Annotated in this window: 12 protein-coding genes and 4 tRNA genes; 15 read left to right on the top strand and 1 reads right to left on the bottom strand. The window is 40.6% G+C overall.

Annotated elements, in window-relative coordinates:
* Nucleotides 1-407: 407 nt before the first annotated feature.
* From GTQ48_RS06620 to GTQ48_RS06575, 10 genes are all read left to right on the top strand, one after another.
* Nucleotides 408-483 (top strand) — tRNA-Lys (locus GTQ48_RS06620).
* Nucleotides 484-506: 23 nt separating this feature from the next.
* Nucleotides 507-582: transfer RNA gene (locus GTQ48_RS06615), tRNA-Lys, on the top strand.
* A 54-nt stretch (nt 583-636) separates the two neighbouring features.
* Nucleotides 637-712, top strand: a tRNA-Lys gene (locus GTQ48_RS06610).
* A gap of 428 nt (nt 713-1,140) precedes the next feature.
* Nucleotides 1,141-2,196: a quinolinate synthase NadA gene (gene nadA / locus GTQ48_RS06605; protein ID WP_163105729.1), complete on the top strand. Its 1,056-nt coding sequence runs from the start codon at nt 1,141-1,143 to the stop codon at nt 2,194-2,196.
* A 126-nt stretch (nt 2,197-2,322) separates the two neighbouring features.
* Nucleotides 2,323-2,412, top strand: a tRNA-Ser gene (locus GTQ48_RS06600).
* 290 nt (nt 2,413-2,702) lie between these two features.
* Nucleotides 2,703-3,920, top strand: a complete 1,218-nt coding sequence (locus GTQ48_RS06595; RefSeq protein ID WP_163105728.1) for a site-specific integrase — start codon at nt 2,703-2,705, stop codon at nt 3,918-3,920.
* A 114-nt stretch (nt 3,921-4,034) separates the two neighbouring features.
* Nucleotides 4,035-4,292 carry a hypothetical protein gene (locus tag GTQ48_RS06590; RefSeq protein WP_163105727.1) on the top strand — a complete coding sequence of 86 codons (258 nt, stop codon included), beginning with the start codon at nt 4,035-4,037 and terminating at the stop codon, nt 4,290-4,292.
* Nucleotides 4,293-4,331: 39 nt separating this feature from the next.
* Nucleotides 4,332-4,742: a hypothetical protein gene (locus tag GTQ48_RS06585; RefSeq protein WP_163105725.1), complete on the top strand. Its 411-nt coding sequence runs from the start codon at nt 4,332-4,334 to the stop codon at nt 4,740-4,742.
* Nucleotides 4,743-4,829: 87 nt separating this feature from the next.
* Nucleotides 4,830-5,054: a hypothetical protein gene (locus GTQ48_RS06580; protein WP_163105723.1), complete on the top strand. Its 225-nt coding sequence runs from the start codon at nt 4,830-4,832 to the stop codon at nt 5,052-5,054.
* A 418-nt stretch (nt 5,055-5,472) separates the two neighbouring features.
* The gene (locus tag GTQ48_RS06575; RefSeq protein ID WP_163105722.1) at nt 5,473-6,594 is read left to right on the top strand and encodes a hypothetical protein; all 1,122 of its coding nucleotides are present in this window, start codon (nt 5,473-5,475) and stop codon (nt 6,592-6,594) included.
* Nucleotides 6,595-7,507: 913 nt separating this feature from the next.
* Here GTQ48_RS06575 and GTQ48_RS06570 read toward each other — a convergent pair.
* Nucleotides 7,508-8,482: a helix-turn-helix domain-containing protein gene (locus GTQ48_RS06570; RefSeq protein WP_163105720.1), complete on the bottom strand. Its 975-nt coding sequence runs from the start codon at nt 8,480-8,482 to the stop codon at nt 7,508-7,510.
* A 633-nt stretch (nt 8,483-9,115) separates the two neighbouring features.
* Between GTQ48_RS06570 and GTQ48_RS06565 the strand changes: the two genes are divergently transcribed.
* The 5 genes from GTQ48_RS06565 to GTQ48_RS17880 all read left to right on the top strand — a co-directional run bounded on the left by GTQ48_RS06565 (nt 9,116) and on the right by GTQ48_RS17880 (nt 17,239).
* Complete coding sequence (locus GTQ48_RS06565) at nt 9,116-10,678, top strand: sigma-54 interaction domain-containing protein (RefSeq protein ID WP_239060020.1); 1,563 nt, start codon at nt 9,116-9,118, stop codon at nt 10,676-10,678.
* A gap of 72 nt (nt 10,679-10,750) precedes the next feature.
* On the top strand, nt 10,751-14,137 hold the full coding sequence (locus GTQ48_RS06560; RefSeq protein WP_163105719.1) for a type I restriction endonuclease subunit R: 3,387 nt from the start codon (nt 10,751-10,753) through the stop codon (nt 14,135-14,137).
* Nucleotides 14,138-14,147: 10 nt separating this feature from the next.
* On the top strand, nt 14,148-14,444 hold the full coding sequence (locus GTQ48_RS06555; protein ID WP_163105717.1) for a transposase: 297 nt from the start codon (nt 14,148-14,150) through the stop codon (nt 14,442-14,444).
* Nucleotides 14,445-14,519: 75 nt separating this feature from the next.
* A complete protein-coding gene (locus GTQ48_RS06550) occupies nt 14,520-16,073 on the top strand; it encodes a class I SAM-dependent DNA methyltransferase (RefSeq protein ID WP_163105716.1) in 1,554 nt (517 codons plus the stop codon).
* On the top strand, nt 16,070-17,239 hold the full coding sequence (locus tag GTQ48_RS17880) for a restriction endonuclease subunit S (RefSeq protein ID WP_163105715.1): 1,170 nt from the start codon (nt 16,070-16,072) through the stop codon (nt 17,237-17,239). The genes GTQ48_RS06550 and GTQ48_RS17880 overlap by 4 nt, the downstream gene beginning before the upstream one ends.
* The last annotated feature ends 13 nt before the right edge of the window (nt 17,240-17,252 follow it).

The following is a 17,252-nucleotide window of genomic DNA, read 5'->3' as shown; positions in this document are numbered from 1 at the left end:
TTTTTATTGTATATAAATCTGCTCTCGAATGCGATTTATGATATTACATCACTATTAAACAACTGATTTCACTATGAAATAAAAAAAGGGATCTGACTTTTCAGATCCCTATTTAAGTATCAGCCCACCGTTAAAGGGGCTTTTTTATTCTACCATCTAAGTAAAAAAACAAGTTTGTTACGGTTTAATAACAACTTTTTTTATCGCGTTGAAAATCGTGGATGTGAGATTTTTCAATTAAACATCCAGTGGCGCGGTACAAATACTCAGCTATTTGTTTTCATTTTGACCGCTTAGTCCTGTTTTAATGAAAATATCAAAATAAAAGGGCATTATGGGTTGCGTCAGATAAAAATCTGAGTATTATATGCCGCCGTTGCCTAGACACAGGCAACAACCGAAAAGATGGGTCGTTAGCTCAGTTGGTAGAGCAGTTGACTTTTAATCAATTGGTCGCTGGTTCGAATCCAGCACGACCCACCACTTCTTTTCAAGCTTCAAATGATGGGTCGTTAGCTCAGTTGGTAGAGCAGTTGACTTTTAATCAATTGGTCGCTGGTTCGAATCCAGCACGACCCACCATCATTTAAGCTGCTATACTATATTTTTAGTGAAATATATCTTGTGTCATTGGATGGGTCGTTAGCTCAGTTGGTAGAGCAGTTGACTTTTAATCAATTGGTCGCTGGTTCGAATCCAGCACGACCCACCATCCTTTTTCTAGACTAATTAAAAACCCCCACTTAAGAATTCAAATCTCAGATATCCTTATCCAAGAGAATCATTTTTTTAAGCACATTGCCACACAATCCTAGCTAAGCTGTAGCGAACTAATACAATATCAACTGCTGTCCTAATCGCTTCTGGCGTGGGCGCTTCAAACATTCTTTATTACTGACTCTTTGATCTCACAATTTCCGAACCTAGTATCGATTATTATGAGCAGTCTTATATGCAATTTTGCAGATACTGTAGTATCCATTTTGAACAATCGAGGCTACCGCAATGAGTAACAGACGTTAATAGCCGGCAGTTTAGAATTTTAGGGCCTTTTATTGCGCTATTATTGATCATGTAGTGTGTAATTTTTATGACACTTGGGTATAATCGCGACCCTTGTCGCAATTGAGATGTAGGTAAATGTCAGTAGCATTTCGTGTGGAGCAGGTGGATTACCCGTTCCCAGCAAAACCACAGCCACTATCAGAAGCACGTAAAGCCGAGTTAAAGGCAGAAATAAAAGCCTTACTTAAGGCACGTAACGCGGTGCTTGTAGCCCATTACTACACCGACCACGAAATTCAGGCATTAGCTGAAGAAACTGGTGGTTGTGTTGCCGACTCGTTAGAAATGGCGAGATTTGGGCGTGACGCAGAAGAACAAACTCTGATTGTAGCTGGCGTTCGCTTTATGGGCGAAACGGCTAAAATACTCAGCCCTGAAAAAACAGTGCGCATGCCAACCCTAGAGGCAACGTGTTCATTGGATATTGGTTGTCCAGCAAAAGAATTCAGTGAGTTTTGCGACCAGCATCCTGATCACACAGTTGTTGTGTATGCCAACACCTCTGCTGCAGTAAAGGCGCGTGCCGACTGGGTAGTGACATCGAGTATTGCTTTGGAAATCGTAGAGCATCTCGACAGTCAGGGCAAAAAAATAATTTGGGGCCCAGACAGACACCTAGGCGCATACATTGCCAAGCAAACCGGTGCCGACATGCTAATGTGGCAGGGTGAGTGTATTGTTCACGATGAGTTTTCTTCACAAAAACTTGGCGACATGAAAGCCCTTTATCCCGACGCCGCAGTGTTAGTACACCCAGAGTCGCCAGCCAGTGTTGTAGACATGGCGGATGCAGTTGGTTCTACAAGTCAGCTAATTAAAGCATCGCAAGAAATGGAAAATGACACCTTTATTGTTGCTACCGACAAAGGTATTTTCTACAAGATGCAGCAACTAGAGCCAAATAAGACGTTTATAGAGGCTCCAACGGGCGGTAACGGCGCTACGTGCAAAAGTTGTGCTCACTGCCCATGGATGGCAATGAACGGTTTAGAGGCGATTAAGGCCTCGTTAACCGAGGGAAGTGATGGACACGAAATTTTTGTCGATGATTCACTTCGCACTGACGCGCTTATTCCACTTGATCGCATGCTACAATTTTCAGCTGAATTGAAAGCAAAGGGCGGCCTGTAGTAAATAGTCTGTTTTATAAGCACTTGCATACTTATTTTAAGCAAGTTCTTGATAATAGCGGCGGGTTTACCTACTATACGCGCGCTCAAGGAGTTTCATTGTTGAAACATCCTTGATAAAAAATTTGGAGAGGTGGCTGAGTGGCTGAAGGCGCACGCCTGGAAAGTGTGTTTAGGGTTAAACCTAACGAGGGTTCGAATCCCTCTCTCTCCGCCAAAATTATCAATAAAACCAGTGACTTAGTCGCTGGTTTTTTTGTTTGGGATCACTTTGGGATCTTTGCGACTAAGTTTTGATGAGTGTATAACATTTTTATTAAACGTCAAAATAGCAATTAGCGACTTTTGAAAACGATATAATTATTGTACGTAATATGAACTATAGCGTTGAATGGATAGCGAAAAGTCTTACTTTGGAAGGAATTTAGTCTGAGCTTTGCAGCGAAGATTCCTTTTTATATATTAAAAAGTCATTAAAATCAATAGGTAAACGAAATTGAGTTTACCATGAAACTATCAGTAAAAGCCGCAAAAGCATTCTGTAAAGCCAACGATATCAAAAATTTGGATATCCGCTCCACAACATCAATTAGATTGCTCATCAGAGCAGACAAAAAATTGTATCGAATTCCAGCTACGGATATTGATACGTCTAAAACAGGTCTCTTCAAAGCCGCCGAATTGGTAAAAGAGTATAAGCAGCTCGCAAAATACAATTTTAATAAATTTCTGCTTCTAACATCAGCCACGAACCGCCTTGATAAATTCGACATGGCTAACTACATAAATACCTTTTTAGAAATCAAGCGCCATAAACTGGCTTCTTGCACCTATAAGAATTATGTACGAAAAATTAGAAAACATATAAAGCCTAAATTCGAATCCGTTTGTGTCACAGAAATCTCTCCATTGGATATTGAGAAATGGGTAGCAATAGAGCTAGCGTATTTGAGCGACAAAACCATCAAAGAATTAGTCAGCCTTCTTTCTCAAATAATTACTATTGCACAGTTAGAGGGAGTGATAGACAAACATCCAATAGCCTCACTCACAACTTCGAGGGTGCTGAAGTTGAAAGCTTCTTTAAGTCAGCCAGATCCTTTCACCCAGCCTGAAATTAGACGCATAGCGTTGACAGAAACGCCGCGAAAATCAGAGCAAAATATGGTGCTTTTCAATTGCTATGCAGGACTAAGATTAAGTGAGCTTATGGCCTTGGCCTGGGAGGACATCGACTTTGATCGAAATATCATTCATGTCCAACGAGCAGTGGTAGAGCGGGACTATAAAACACCTAAAACCGAATCGAGTATAAGAATAGTAGAGTTATTACCAAAAGCTCGAGAGATACTGATGAGGCAAAAAATGTTGAGACCTTCCCCAATTTCAAATATTTCAGTTACTCAGCCAGACAATCGTAGCCAAAAGCAACAAGAGGTAACCTTCGTGTTCTTTGACTCAAGAACGGGGCTGGCATTATCTCATGACAATCAGTTTCGAAACGTAACCTATAAAAAGCTGCTTGTAAAAAGTGGGGTTCGGGTACGGGGAATTAACCAAACTAGACACACTTACGCCTCGCATCTTATATCGGCAGGCCTTCCGCTGGCTTGGGTAGCACGGCAAATGGGTCATAACAGTATAAAAATGATAGAAAAGCATTACAGCAAGTGGTTACTCACTAATAACGAAGACATGTTAGCCATGGCTTCTAGTGCGTTTTAAATATCCAGTAATCGTGAATTTAACTTAAGACTTTTATGAAGGTTTAGTTCTATAAACCGATAAATTCCCAAAGGGTGCTCATACGTAGTTTTTTAACTAAAACGCGAGAATGACATGAACAACAACTCTTTTGAATTTGACCTAGAGTGTCTACCAACATCTTTCGACTTTGTAATCGAAAAACTCTATGAAGCAGCGATGTTGCATCCTTTAAACTATGTTGATGGAGAAATGGATTACTCAACACGTAAGGGCGAACGTAAAGAACAAGTTTTGTATTATCTGCAAAAAACAATTCATGTGGATAGACACAAAGAGCTAGCAATAAAATTTGCGAAGATACTATTAGAAGACCATAACATTCCCTTTTAACGTGCCTAGTTAACCTTGAGTACATAACACGAGGTTAATATGAGCAATAAAACTGATAAAAAGAATCTATTCACGAGGGTATATAAGCGAGCCAGTAAATCTCCGTTTGATGATCATGGAACTATACTTTGGCTTGCCTGTATTACCAACGATAATGAAGAAGGTCTAAATTTAACTTATGAGCGCTATATTTATCTTCATCGAGAGGTAAACGGTACTATTTGCGGCATTAGTGTGAGTAAACAGATTCTTGCTGAAAACCCCGAATTTGAGGACATGCGTTATTTGGAAGGTATCCCTATGTATGCATTTCTTCTACTTCACGTTGAAGAAATATGTGCCTTTTGTGAAGTATTCAGAGATGAATTTATAGATGTCTTTTTAATACCACCATTAGATTATTTTGCCGCAGCCGAAAAATATTGGCTCGATATAATATCAGATGACTGATGGAAATTTATTGGCGAGCCGTGTGGCTCGCTTTTTTCCGTGTCTCAAACCTAGTTAATCATGCATTAAATTTCTGGAGGAAAATGCATGAAGACAAACAAAAACAACTTTATAGAGATCATTGCTAAAGTGCTGACGGATCTATTACATACATTGACGTATGTGTTACTGGCTTTGCATGCTATGAATATAGTATTTGAAATAGAAATTAACCCTAACTTTCCGATTAAAGAAGATGGATTGTTATTGGGAGCGATAGTGGCTGCGGTGTTGTATATGCTGCTGAAGCTATGGCTTTTGCGGAAAAGTTAATCCGCTTATTGAGCGCTCGAAAGAGCGCTTTTTTATGATTTAACTCTACAAAGAGCTGAGCTTTGAAACCAAAGACCAAGAACGGTTCTTAAGGCGCTTATACACAATAACTTAGCGGTGATACTACCGTCGAATAACTAGCGTATAAACTGCGGAGATACACGTATTCCGCAAGTTAGTTCTGTGTGGAAATGAAGGCTCCAATGAGCCAAGCGGACATCAGCAGTGGTACTGTCCAGTTAAAGGGGGAGTGGACACTACGTTGTTCGCTTTCCATCAAAACAATTTAACTGATATCCCAAGTGTGCTAGTTTTTTAATGGTATATAAAAAACTCCAAAAGATGCAGGGTGAGCAGTATGTGAGACTATGGAGTTAAAACATTCTAAGTAAATACGCTAGTTTAAAGGATTAAATTCATGAAAAAGTCTCTTATTCTCTCAGGGATGCTCGGAATATTACTGACCGCTTGCAGCAGTACCGACAACGCCGACTCTCAGTCTGTGACAAATGCACCACCAGCTATGCCAGAGTCTTATCAAACCATGGTGGACTTTGGCATCATCTCAAAAAACGACGCGATGCAGGTTGTCAACGGCCAGCGAAAAGCGTTATCCAACAACTTCTATCGTTTTAAAGAGTCAGCATTAGGACAAGTCACAGACGGTGGAGATATGTTTTTGGGGTTTGCTATCGCCCAGCTTTTTGGTGGCGGCGTAGCATTGACCGACTTTTTTAATCCACTCGCACTATTCCGAGGAAATAGATATGAAAATCACCTGAAGAAAACCTTCTTCTGGGTAGAAGTAGAGGAAGACTGTGATCGTGAATGTGGGTATAAGAAAGTTTACGATATCGTTTCTTTAGCCGCAAAAGAGCATACTAAGAACCTAGTTCTTTTGTCTGAAAATGGCGTCGTGGAACATGATTGGAAAATGAACAAGGAACTTGAATCACCTATTAGAGAATTTGAGGCATATGGGACAAAAAAATCATTTTTTGGAGAAACTCTCTCTAAAAGCTATGCCAATGACCTTCTTATAATGCCGGAAGGATATGAGCCATACTCAGTTGAGCGTTCTTTTTTCTCACTGTGGGATGCAGATTTTATCTATGTAAATGGAAAGCGATACTTCGGCTCTAAAGTCACGACAAAAGAGTTTTTCACTGCAACCCTCCATAGAATGGGAAACTATTACCGCTGGGATTACGATAACAGTCAAACACTGGGTTTCGCTAAAGCCAGTGAAACTTATCCGAACTTCGTTTTAATAGAAACTCAGATCTGTTATGCACAAAGAGATATTAGTTATAGAAATACTAATGAAAGTGTAGAGGCTTGTCAGGGTGATTTAGTTATAGCTGATGGTAAAGTCACTTACACGCATTTATTAGCGCGCAGTAGTGCAAGGAATTTACAAAAGTCAAATATGATCAATGCAAAAATCCACGATGCAAGAACAGAAATCTTCACCGAGCAAGAGTGGAAAGCACTGTTTGAAAAAAATGACGGCGAGGAAGCTGTCTCAAATCGCCTGTGAGTAAGGTGATGGTGGAGGCGGCTGACAGAAATTTGGATTATTTTGTTTTAAGTTTTTGCACCCACCACTCTGACTACACCCTATTTTCTGTGTTTTCCGAGTAAGAGGGAGTGATTGGTAGCCCTGCTGTTTGTAACTACATTAATGGTTTTTCGATTTCTAGCGATGATTTTGTGCGTCTCGCTGTTCGCGAAATAACACAATAGAAAATAACCTTTATGGTTATCAATGACATAATTTTAACGACTAGCACTATCTCAGCACTGTACCACTAGCGAAAAATTAGAAAAAGCACCCCACAGCGGGGTGCTCAATATCATTTGCTTTCTAATTTTCGCAACGCATACCAAGATACCAGAGCCAATAGCAATGCTATGCCAATGCATGCAAACGACACTAAAATCAGTCTGTTTGAGAGCGATTGGAACTCAATGTATTCAGTATGACCGAGAATTATAAAAGCTGTATTCAAAAGGGTATTTACAGCAGCGATGCCAATCAGAGCGTTACTTAACGACATCCATTTACCGCTGATTTTAATACATGCATTGAAAACGCTTTCGTAGTCTATCCTCATTTGTAGCTTCTCCTCATCAGTTATTGTCCTACAACTAATTAGGATCCACGCAAGGAAAATTCGCTGTTATTGATGAAGAATTAAAATTTCCTGCATTCGAGACTATATAAGGATGTGTGCGGAACCACAGTTTTTATCAATATATTTTTAATATATGAGAACCATATTGAAAGCTCAGTAAACCTCACTGTACTTTCCCGCTGGTTCGCTGCTTGCTAGAGGTGCTGGCAGTAGATAGAACGCTTCAGTCACCGAGACTGCTGTAGACTGTCGAAGCTATCAGAGGACAAAAAAAGGGAGCCGGAAGGCTCCCATAAGGCCAGAATTTTTAAGTCGTCACTCTATCAAACCCATTATCTTGCCGGCTTCAACAAAGCCATCTCTTCTGATTTCGACAACTCTGTCACCTGATGTTTGTGCCAACTTCTCAATTTCTTTTAGTTGAAGTAGGTACATGTCTTTTCGTGCCAATTCTAGTTTGTTATCGTTAAGCTGTCTTTTGCTATTAAACATTAACTCATAAATCGTATTACAGAAATTATGTTTGAATTTTATGCGATTCGTGAGCAGTTCTTGCTGCTCAGGTGTGAATGATGACCGCTGTGAAGCAAACAATTTAGTATGTGCTTTCTCAATTTGTGTGAGAAACCGTTGTCGATGACTATACATATAAACAAAATCATAAAGCCCGTTATTACTCTCAAGTTCTTGTAAATATTTGCTGAGAATTTTGCGACGAATATCACCATTTCCTTTATTTTTTGAGTTAGAAGCTTCCATCTCGACTGCTATAGATTGGTTGCTCACAGCATCTATAACGATTGCATCAATCAATCGGGGATCGTTTCCGCGTTGTTCTAACTGAATTGAAATATCTCGTTCTGTAGCAAAACCGCTAATTTTTTGCGTTTTAGCGAGTTCTAGCACTACAAGTTGGACTGACAAGTCGTGAATAAGATTTCTTTCATTTACTCGACTTATATCGGAGCGAAGATACAATTCACGATTTAGTAAGAATTCTGCTTCTCTGATTCCATGGGCCGTTAGAACAATAAAGCCCCTATCAGTATTAGAAAAAGTATGATGAACCGACACTAGACCTTTCTTTTTCAGACGATTTACGAGTTTGTTAACGCTTTCGCGGCTCGTGCTGAGATGCCTTTGAAGTATTGTCTTAGTCGAAACACCGAAACCTCCGATTATAGCTATGACCGCATTTTCCCGTAGCAATCCAAGTGTCCCTGGATCGTTTGGATTTGTGATGCATATGTGATTCATAGATGTATCGATAGCTCGTTCTATATAATTCATAATTTTCTCCGTATTTAAATTAAAAATTACATAGGAGCGCATTGGGAGAAATAAGCAGGGTAGGGCACAATGCTTTGCATTATGACGAGGCTTCGCCACGCTAGGCATACTGCCTAGCTACTGAACTTTTCTACCGAAAAGTACAAACAACTTCGTTGTAGTAAACCTTCTGCACAGCAGAGCTGACGCGACTCGTCGCTGCTCTGCTTCTTGCCACGTTGTGTCGGCGACAGAAGTTTTACAAGGAGTCAGCTACCGCTGATTAAGCCTAATTTTCCCTTCAGTTGCTTCGGGAAAAGCGTTGCTGCGGATACACCTAGCAGCTTTCGTATCGTTGATACTCAGGCAAGCACAAGTTGATTCTCAACTTGTGCTTGGTTTGCTGAGGCAAACGAAAATTAGGCTTAATCTGCGATGCTGACTCCTACTACGTGAGCACCTGTGTTTCACACAGCAACTCACTGCGCAATCGTTGTTGAGCGTTGCTCAAGCTTTTTTACACATTCGTACCGAATGCGTTTTCTTAATCTTCGATTTTAGTGCTGCCACCCTAATATCAGCTTAAATGTCTCACCCATAAATATGACGATATGTTCAGATAAAAATGGCTTGAGACGTCCAGAAATAGTAAATATGGTTATCTTATGTAATATTAGTTATCTATTGGAGCATAACGCGGACTTAAAACTGGTGACTACTCTTTACACATGGATAGGAAATACAGATATTGAAAATATGCAGCAAAATGAACATGCTGCTATTTCCACGATAGCATTACAGAACCCTAAACCATTTGATCGCATTTTTATTTTTGCAAACGCTTGGGAAAAAGACTGGAAGCCTTACGAAAAGTGGTTAGTGAAACAGCTCAAAGAAGCTGGCCGTCCAAACGACAATGTTGCAATCTTCAAAGCCAATATAGCTGGCCCAACTGATTATCCGACCATAATAAGAGAAACAGAAAAGTGGATTTCCAAACTATCTGAGGAAAGTGAAGAGCTTTATATCAATATCACTTCTGGTACACCCGCAATGAGTGTTGCATCGGTATTAGTTGGTAAAGGTAAACATAACACACACTTCATCCAGTCTAGACGTGATAACACAATAGAAAATGTGGACGTTCCAGTCGATTTTGGTGTGGCTTACGCAAAATCCGCTGCGAAAAGTATTGCTAATAAAGCCGTTAAAGCGCCTTCATCTCACAAACTATTCGAGACTATCGTTGCTGAATCACAAGCAATGAAAGATGTGATCTCTAAAGCGAAACGAGTCGCTGAATCTGACCTTGAGTTGCCAGCTTTGGTTTTAGGAGAGACGGGAACGGGTAAAGAAGTGATTGCCAATGCTATTCATGCTGCGAGTCCTAGAGCTAGCAAAACACTAAAAACCGTGAACTGCGGAGCGCTACCAGAATCACTAGTTGATTCTATTTTATTCGGCCATGTCAAAGGTGCTTTCACTGGAGCTAATAGTGAACACAAAGGCCTATTCGAACAAGCTAGTGGCGGCACATTATTTCTTGATGAAGTTGGCGAATTAACGCCAAGTGTTCAAGTAAAGCTGTTAAGAGCTTTACAAGAAGGTGAAATTACTAGAGTTGGCGATAACAAAACAATTTCAGTTGATGTTAGGATTATCGCAGCGACCCACAGAGACTTGCTGCAACTTGTTGAAAAAGGTGACTTTCGTGAAGACTTATTCTACCGTCTAGCGGTTGGACTACTGCATATCCCAGCTCTCAGGGAACGTCATGAAGATATTGAGCCATTAGTCTTGGAATTAGTTGATGAACTCAACCAAGCAGCTAACAAATACCCAGGTTATAAAAGTAAGAATATTTCTGAAAAAGGAGTAAAGTTTATCAAGTCGCAGCCTTGGCACGGCAATATACGAGAGTTGTGGAACACAATTAATCGCGCTTTTCTGTGGTCAGACGCAGAAACAATCACCGACGTAGATATTAAAAACGCGCTAATAGTTCGTGCTCCAGTTTCTGATGAGTCCGAAATCTTCTTGTCACTTGGTCAACAAGTAGATATAAATAATCTCGTTGAAAAATATAAGAAAAAATATGTAAAAGCGGCAATGAAAGCTGCGGGTAATAACAAAACGAAAGCAGCAAAAATGATAGGCTTAAATAGCCAACAAGTGATCACTAAGTGGATAGAAGCACTTGATATTGAAATAGAGTAATATGCCTACAGCGCTATTGAATAAAAACTTGGCACTCGACCTGCAAATTGAGGAATAAGGAAATCAATCGGAATGAAGCAATCGATGAATTTTGAGTTTTTACGAAATGACTGGCCTGAGCTAGCTGACTTTGGCGGTTACGCCGAAGAGTACACCTATTCGGACCCTGTTGGCTCGCTTATAAAACTGCGCTCATACAGTGAACATTTAGTTGGCTGGATTTATCGAACTTTAAAGTTACCTTGCTTACCCCGTGCAACATTTAACGAGCAGTTGAAGGGAGAAGACTTTGTTCAGCTGTCATCTTCAGCAATTCTAGATAAGTTTCATTTACTCAAAAACTTAGGTAACAAAGCCGTCCACGACAACAAAGGCACCACTGGTGATGCACTGTTTGCGGTTAAGCAAGCTTACCATGTGGGGGCGTGGTTATATTGTTCGTTTCACAATGTACAAAGCGATGCTATTCCGGCATATAAAGAAATAGAAAAACCTGACGGCCAATTAAAGAAAAAGCTAGAGCAAAGCGAGGCACTGCATAAACAAGCAATGGCCGAGTTAGAAGAGCAGCGCAAAGCCTATCAAGAGCTACTACAAAAGAATAAGCAGGCCACCGCTGTCGCCGATATAGCTGTAATGCAGCACTTTACTGATTTCAGCAAAGTCGCTTCTCAAACATTAAACTTCGATGAAAACGCTACTCGAAAATATCTCATCGACTCAGAATTGAGAGAAGTGGGTTGGGATGTGTCGGATGACGGCACTTCAACGGAACAGGTTGGTCAAGAAATAGAAGTCAAATATCAACCAACGAAGACGTTTATCGGTTATGTTGATTATGTACTGTGGGATGACGACGGCAAGCCGCTTGCAGTAGTAGAGGCCAAGCGAACTTCAAAAGATGCTAGGCTTGGCAAAAAGCAAGCGAAGGATTATGCCGATGCACTAGAAAAGCAGTACGGGCAGCGCCCTGTTATGTTTTATACCAATGGGCACGATATATACATCTGGGATGACGTTCAAAAGTATCCACCTCGTAAAATTTATGGTTATTACTCCAAAAGCTCATTGCAGCATTTAGTAAAGTTTCAACGAGTCGAAAAACAGCCGTTATCCTCAGTTGAAATAGATCATGGTATCGCTGGCCGACGCTATCAATTAGAAACCATCACACGTGTTCATGAAACCTTTGAACTAAAACGCAGAAAAGCGTTAATCGTTCAAGCTACGGGTACTGGTAAAACAAGGGTTTCAATTGCGTTAACTAAATCACTCCAAGAAGCAAAATGGGCAAAACGAATTCTATTTTTATGTGACCGCAAAGAGTTACGTAAACAAGCCAACAAAGCCTTTGTCGATTTTTTACAAGCTAAGCCTTACGTAGTGGGTAAGAGTGAGAAGAAATATCGAGATAATGCCCGTATTTTTATTGCTACATACCCAGGCATGATGAGCATCTATGAAGACTTCGATGTCGGATACTTCGACCTTATCATTGCTGATGAATCACATCGCTCTGTCTATAACGTGTTTGGTAATATCTTTAAATATTACGATTGTCTGCAAGTAGGTTTAACGGCGACGCCAGTAGAAATGGTATCTCGCTCTACCTGCCAGCTATTTGGTTGCGACTACAAAAGTCCTACGGCGAATTACCCGCTGGAAAAAGCCATTGCAGAAGATCACTTAGTGCCATTCGATATAATGACAATGACCACTAAGTTTCTACGAGAAGGGATAAATCAGCGCTCGTTAACGGATGAGCAAATCGCAGAACTAGAAGACAACGGTGAAGATCCAAATGAGCTAGAGTTTAATGCTCAAGACATTGATAAAGCGGTTATGAACCTTGATACCAATCGTCAAATAATTCGAAACTTGATGGAAAATGGTATCAAAGACAAAGACGAACAGCTCATTGGTAAGACGATTATCTTTGCCCGTCGTATTGACCATGCTCGTTTGCTCAAAGAATTGTTTGACGACATGTATCCAGAGTTAAGTGATGGCTTCTGTGAAGTTATTCACTCTGACGAGCCACGTGCCGAAGCCCTCATCGATCAGTTCAAAGGCATAGAAGGCGAGCCGGAGAAAGATATCACTCTGGCAATATCGGTAGATATGTTGGACACAGGTATCGATGTGCCAGAAGTTGTCAATTTAGTGTTCGCAAAACCTGTTAAGTCAAAGGTCAAATTCTGGCAAATGATTGGGCGTGGAACACGTTTATGCCCCGATCTATTTGGCAAGGGCAAAGACAAAACACGCTTCTTAATTTTTGACCACTGGAATAATTTTGATTATTTCGAATTCGATTACGAAGAAACCGAGCCAACTGTTACCAAATCGTTAGCACAGAAGCGTTTTGAAATGCGTATGCTGCTGGCCTCTACCGCACTTAACAAGTTTGAACGCGAGTCGTTTTTAGTGGTAGCTAAGTTACTTAAACAAGACATTGATTCACTTGATAAACGCAACATCAATATTCGCGATAGCTGGCAAATTGTCGAGCAAATGTCAGATGAAAAGCTGTTAAATCAATACGCAAAACAAACGGTACATTTGCTAGAAACTGAAATTGCGCCGCTGATGCAATGGCTGGATACCCGCAAGCAGAGTAAAGCCATACGCTGGGATATACTTATTGCGCAAACTCAGCAAACTTTGTTTGATGCGCCAACTGAGCTTGGCGAGCTAAAAGCTGAAATCTTCTCTGTGATTGACCGCTTACCAGTCAATATGAAACAAGTTCAAGATAAGGCGGAATACATTAAGCATCTGCTCAGCGATGAATACTGGCTTATGCCAACCTTTGAAAAGTTGGAGCAATCTCGTTTAGCACTGCGTGATATCATGTGGCTACTGGAAGGGGAAATTTTACCGCCTCCTGCACCCACAAAGTTGCTCGATATTAAGGAAGATGCTGCTGAATATGAAATCAGTGCTCGCGCTTCCAAAATTGAATCTATCGATTACAAAATTTATTTGCAGAAGGTTGAAGAAGCATTAAAGCCAATTTTTGATAGTCATCCAGTATTACAAAAGATTAGAAACGGCCAGGCTGTTTCCGAAAACGAGGTTTTACAGCTAAACAGTATTATCCATACACGTCATGCAGATGTGGATATCGAAACGCTAAAATCGTTTTATCCAGAGTCGAGTAAATCACTCGATACCTTACTTCGAAGCATTGTTGGTATGGATGCGAAATACATTGAACAAAGTTTTACCGAGCACTTACAAAACCATCGTATGAGCGCACAAGCACAGCGTATAATCGATATGTTAGTTGGGCATATTGCCCGCAGCGGCGGCATAAAAATGGCCGACTTAGACAAAGCGCCATACAACCGAATTTATGAAGGTGTATTAGGTAACAGTGAAGACGATGTTTTCGCTTTGCTAAAATCGCTCGAGCTACCTGACCCTGTCTCAACGATTGAGGGAAGAAGTGACTAAAGGAATGAAAATGACTGGTACAACAGAATCGCGGATGAGTATGCGACTAAAGCTATTACACGAATCAGGAGATCATCTTTATCCGGTTCGAATGAAAAATACTCAAACGGGCAAAGTTGCATTTCGCGTTAGCGAACAAGGTAATAAACTTATTGATTGTATTGAAGTTGATTGTGAACAAACCATGTTGGATTACGTGGTAAAAAAAGGTTTCTCGGTAAGAGCAAGAACACTTCCTACCACTAAAAAGCGCGAAGGCTTGTACGGCATTAACAAACGCTCTATCACATCTTACCAACTCACGTAATTTTAGCAGCAAATTAAACAGTTTAAGCCCGTGCCTTTATGTTGGTGCGGGCATATGAAATATAAAGAGAACACCATGATAACAGGCGAATTAAAAAGCAGCGTAGACAAACTTTGGTCTGAATTTTGGACGGGAGGCATAGCAAACCCGCTTACCGTTATCGAGCAGATCACTTTCCTAATGTATGCTCGTTTACTCGATTTACACGAGCAGCGCGATGAAAAACGTGCGCAGCTGCGAGGCACCAGTTTTAAGCGTCGCTTTAGCGAGGAACAGCAACATATTCGTTGGCATCGTTTCCATCATCAAGATGCAGATACCATGTTAAAAGTGGTGCGAGATGAAGTATTCCCGCATTTTAAAGACATTGCTGGCGAAGGTTCATTGTTTAGCGGTTTTATGAAAGACGCCCAATGCATGATCCAAAAGCCAACTTTAATGGTCTCGGCGGTTGAGATGATCAATAAACTACCGTTAGAAGATAGTGATACCAAAGGGGATTTGTACGAATACCTTCTGAGCAAACTGACTACAGCAGGTATTAATGGTCAGTTCCGCACACCGCGCCATATCATTCGTGCCATGGTGGAAATGTTAGATCCAGAGGTTAATGACCGCATATGCGATCCTGCCTGTGGCACAGCAGGGTTTTTAAGCGTTGCTTATGAATACCTTTTAGAGAAATACACCTCTCCTGAGGGGATTCATACCGAAACGGTAATCGATGAGAAAGGCCAGCAACAGCAGGTAAAAATTTACAGTGGTGACCTATTACTTGAGCACCGTGACCATGTAGACACAGACATGTTCCACGGTTTTGATTTTGACTCGACCATGTTACGTATTGCTGCAATGAACTTAGTGATGCACGGTATTGCCGAGCCAGATATTCATTATCAAGACACCTTAAGTGGTCGTTTTGCCGAGCGCCACCCAGAGCAAAGCAAAGAAGCCTTCTCGATGATTTTAGCTAACCCACCGTTTAAGGGAAGCTTAGACGAAGAAGACGTGGACGATGCTATTTTACGTATGGTTAAAACCAAAAAGACCGAGCTGTTATTTGTAGCTCAAATTCTTCGTATGCTGAAAAACGGTGGTAAAACAGCGATCATCGTACCAGACGGTGTATTGTTCGGCTCATCAAAAGCCCACCAACAACTGCGCAAACACATAGTTGAAAACAACGAATTACAAGGCGTGGTATCGCTGCCATCAGGGGTATTTAAACCTTACGCGGGCGTTTCAACGGCGATTTTGTTTATTACCAAAGGCTCAGTTACTGATCATGTTTGGTTTTATGACTTACAGAACGATGGCTTGTCATTAGACGATAAACGCACCATCATAAAAGAAAACGACTTGGAAGATTTAGTCGCGTCGTTTAAAGCACGTGATAAAGCGATTGCGGAAACAGAAGAAAATGACTGTATCGTTACAGACGAAAAGAAACACTTCTGGGTAAGCAAAGACGATATTGCAGCCAACAAATATGATCTGTCCATTAACCGCTATAAAGAAGTGGTATATGAAGAAGAGCAATACGATCACCCAAAAGAGATCTTGAGCAAGTTAGTTGATTTGGAGAGTGAAATATTAGCTGACTTAAAAGACTTGGAGAAGATGCTGTGAGTTGGCCTGTTGTAGAGCTAGGCTCTGTTGTTTCGTTTGTTGGCGGCTCTCAACCCCCTAAATCGGCGTTCAAGTATGAGCTAGAAGATGGTTATGTTCGATTATTGCAAATTAGGGACTATAAGTCTGACCGTAATTTAACTTATGTTCCAATAGACTCGACTAAGAAATTTTGCTCCAAGGATGATGTTATGATCGGGCGCTATGGGCCTCCGGTATTTCAGATATTAAGGGGGCTAGAAGGTGCATACAATGTAGCTCTCATGAAAGCTCAACCAAATGAAAAGGTAGATCGAAATTACTTATTTTATTTTTTAAAACAGGAAAAGCTATTTCGCTTCATTGACGGTTTGTCTCAGAGAACCGCAGGTCAAAGTGGAGTTGATATGGAAGCTTTGAAAGCTTATCCATTACTACTTCCACCACTCGACGAGCAAAAGCGAATTGCGGCGATTTTAGATAAAGCCGATGCCATCCGCCGTAAACGCAAACAAGCCATCGACCTCGCCGACGACTTTCTCCGCAGCGTGTTTTTAGATATGTTTGGCGATCCGGTGACTAACCCTAAAGGGTGGGAAGTTAAGAGAGTTGAAGATATTGCAGCTAAAGAAAAATATTCAATAAAAGCTGGGCCATTTGGTTCTGCCCTAAAAAAAGAAGATTACGTAGAGAGCGGGTACAAAATTTACGGACAGGAGCAGGTAATAAAAGACGATCTTGAATTTGGAGACTATTATATTGATTCAGAAAAATTTGAACGTTTGAAATCTTGCTCGATAAATGAAGGCGATATGCTAATTAGCCTTGTCGGTAGCTTTGGCAAAATCTCAGTTGTTCCTAACAAGTACCAAAAAGGAATAATTAATCCTCGATTAATGAAAGTGAAGTTTGATAGTGAGCTAGCGAACCCTTGGTTTATGAAATTCCTTTTAACGACTAAAGAAATGCTAACCAAAATAGCTAATATGTCTCATGGAGGAACTATGGGAATATTAAATGTCGGAAAAGTGAAGGAGTTACCTGTAATTAATCCTCCATTAAATCGACAAATGGAGTTTTTGAATATTCAAAGCCAAGTCAAGAAGACAGTTCAAAAATTTGACGAATCAGAAATTAACAACCTGTTTAATTCCTTAAGCCAAAAGGCTTTCTCTGGAGAATTATAGGATTAAATTAACT

The sequence above is a fragment of the Alteromonas genovensis genome, from assembly GCF_010500895.1.
GTDB classification, from domain to species: domain Bacteria; phylum Pseudomonadota; class Gammaproteobacteria; order Enterobacterales; family Alteromonadaceae; genus Alteromonas; species Alteromonas genovensis.
Note: the sequence above shows the minus strand (reverse complement) of the source record. Positions and strands in the feature narration are given on the sequence as shown.

What these genes read in the sequence shown, in the direction of transcription:
- nadA (WP_163105729.1), top strand. Translation starts at nt 1,141, where the DNA reads ATGTCAGTAGCATTTCGTGTGGAGCAGGTGGATTACCCGTTCCCAGCA.
- GTQ48_RS06595 (WP_163105728.1), top strand. Translation starts at nt 2,703, where the DNA reads ATGAAACTATCAGTAAAAGCCGCAAAAGCATTCTGTAAAGCCAACGAT.
- GTQ48_RS06590 (WP_163105727.1), top strand. Translation starts at nt 4,035, where the DNA reads ATGAACAACAACTCTTTTGAATTTGACCTAGAGTGTCTACCAACATCT.
- GTQ48_RS06585 (WP_163105725.1), top strand. Translation starts at nt 4,332, where the DNA reads ATGAGCAATAAAACTGATAAAAAGAATCTATTCACGAGGGTATATAAG.
- GTQ48_RS06580 (WP_163105723.1), top strand. Translation starts at nt 4,830, where the DNA reads ATGAAGACAAACAAAAACAACTTTATAGAGATCATTGCTAAAGTGCTG.
- GTQ48_RS06575 (WP_163105722.1), top strand. Translation starts at nt 5,473, where the DNA reads ATGAAAAAGTCTCTTATTCTCTCAGGGATGCTCGGAATATTACTGACC.
- GTQ48_RS06570 (WP_163105720.1), bottom strand. Translation starts at nt 8,482, where the DNA reads ATGAATTATATAGAACGAGCTATCGATACATCTATGAATCACATATGC.
- GTQ48_RS06565 (WP_239060020.1), top strand. Translation starts at nt 9,116, where the DNA reads ATGGTTATCTTATGTAATATTAGTTATCTATTGGAGCATAACGCGGAC.
- GTQ48_RS06560 (WP_163105719.1), top strand. Translation starts at nt 10,751, where the DNA reads ATGAAGCAATCGATGAATTTTGAGTTTTTACGAAATGACTGGCCTGAG.
- GTQ48_RS06555 (WP_163105717.1), top strand. Translation starts at nt 14,148, where the DNA reads ATGACTGGTACAACAGAATCGCGGATGAGTATGCGACTAAAGCTATTA.
- GTQ48_RS06550 (WP_163105716.1), top strand. Translation starts at nt 14,520, where the DNA reads ATGATAACAGGCGAATTAAAAAGCAGCGTAGACAAACTTTGGTCTGAA.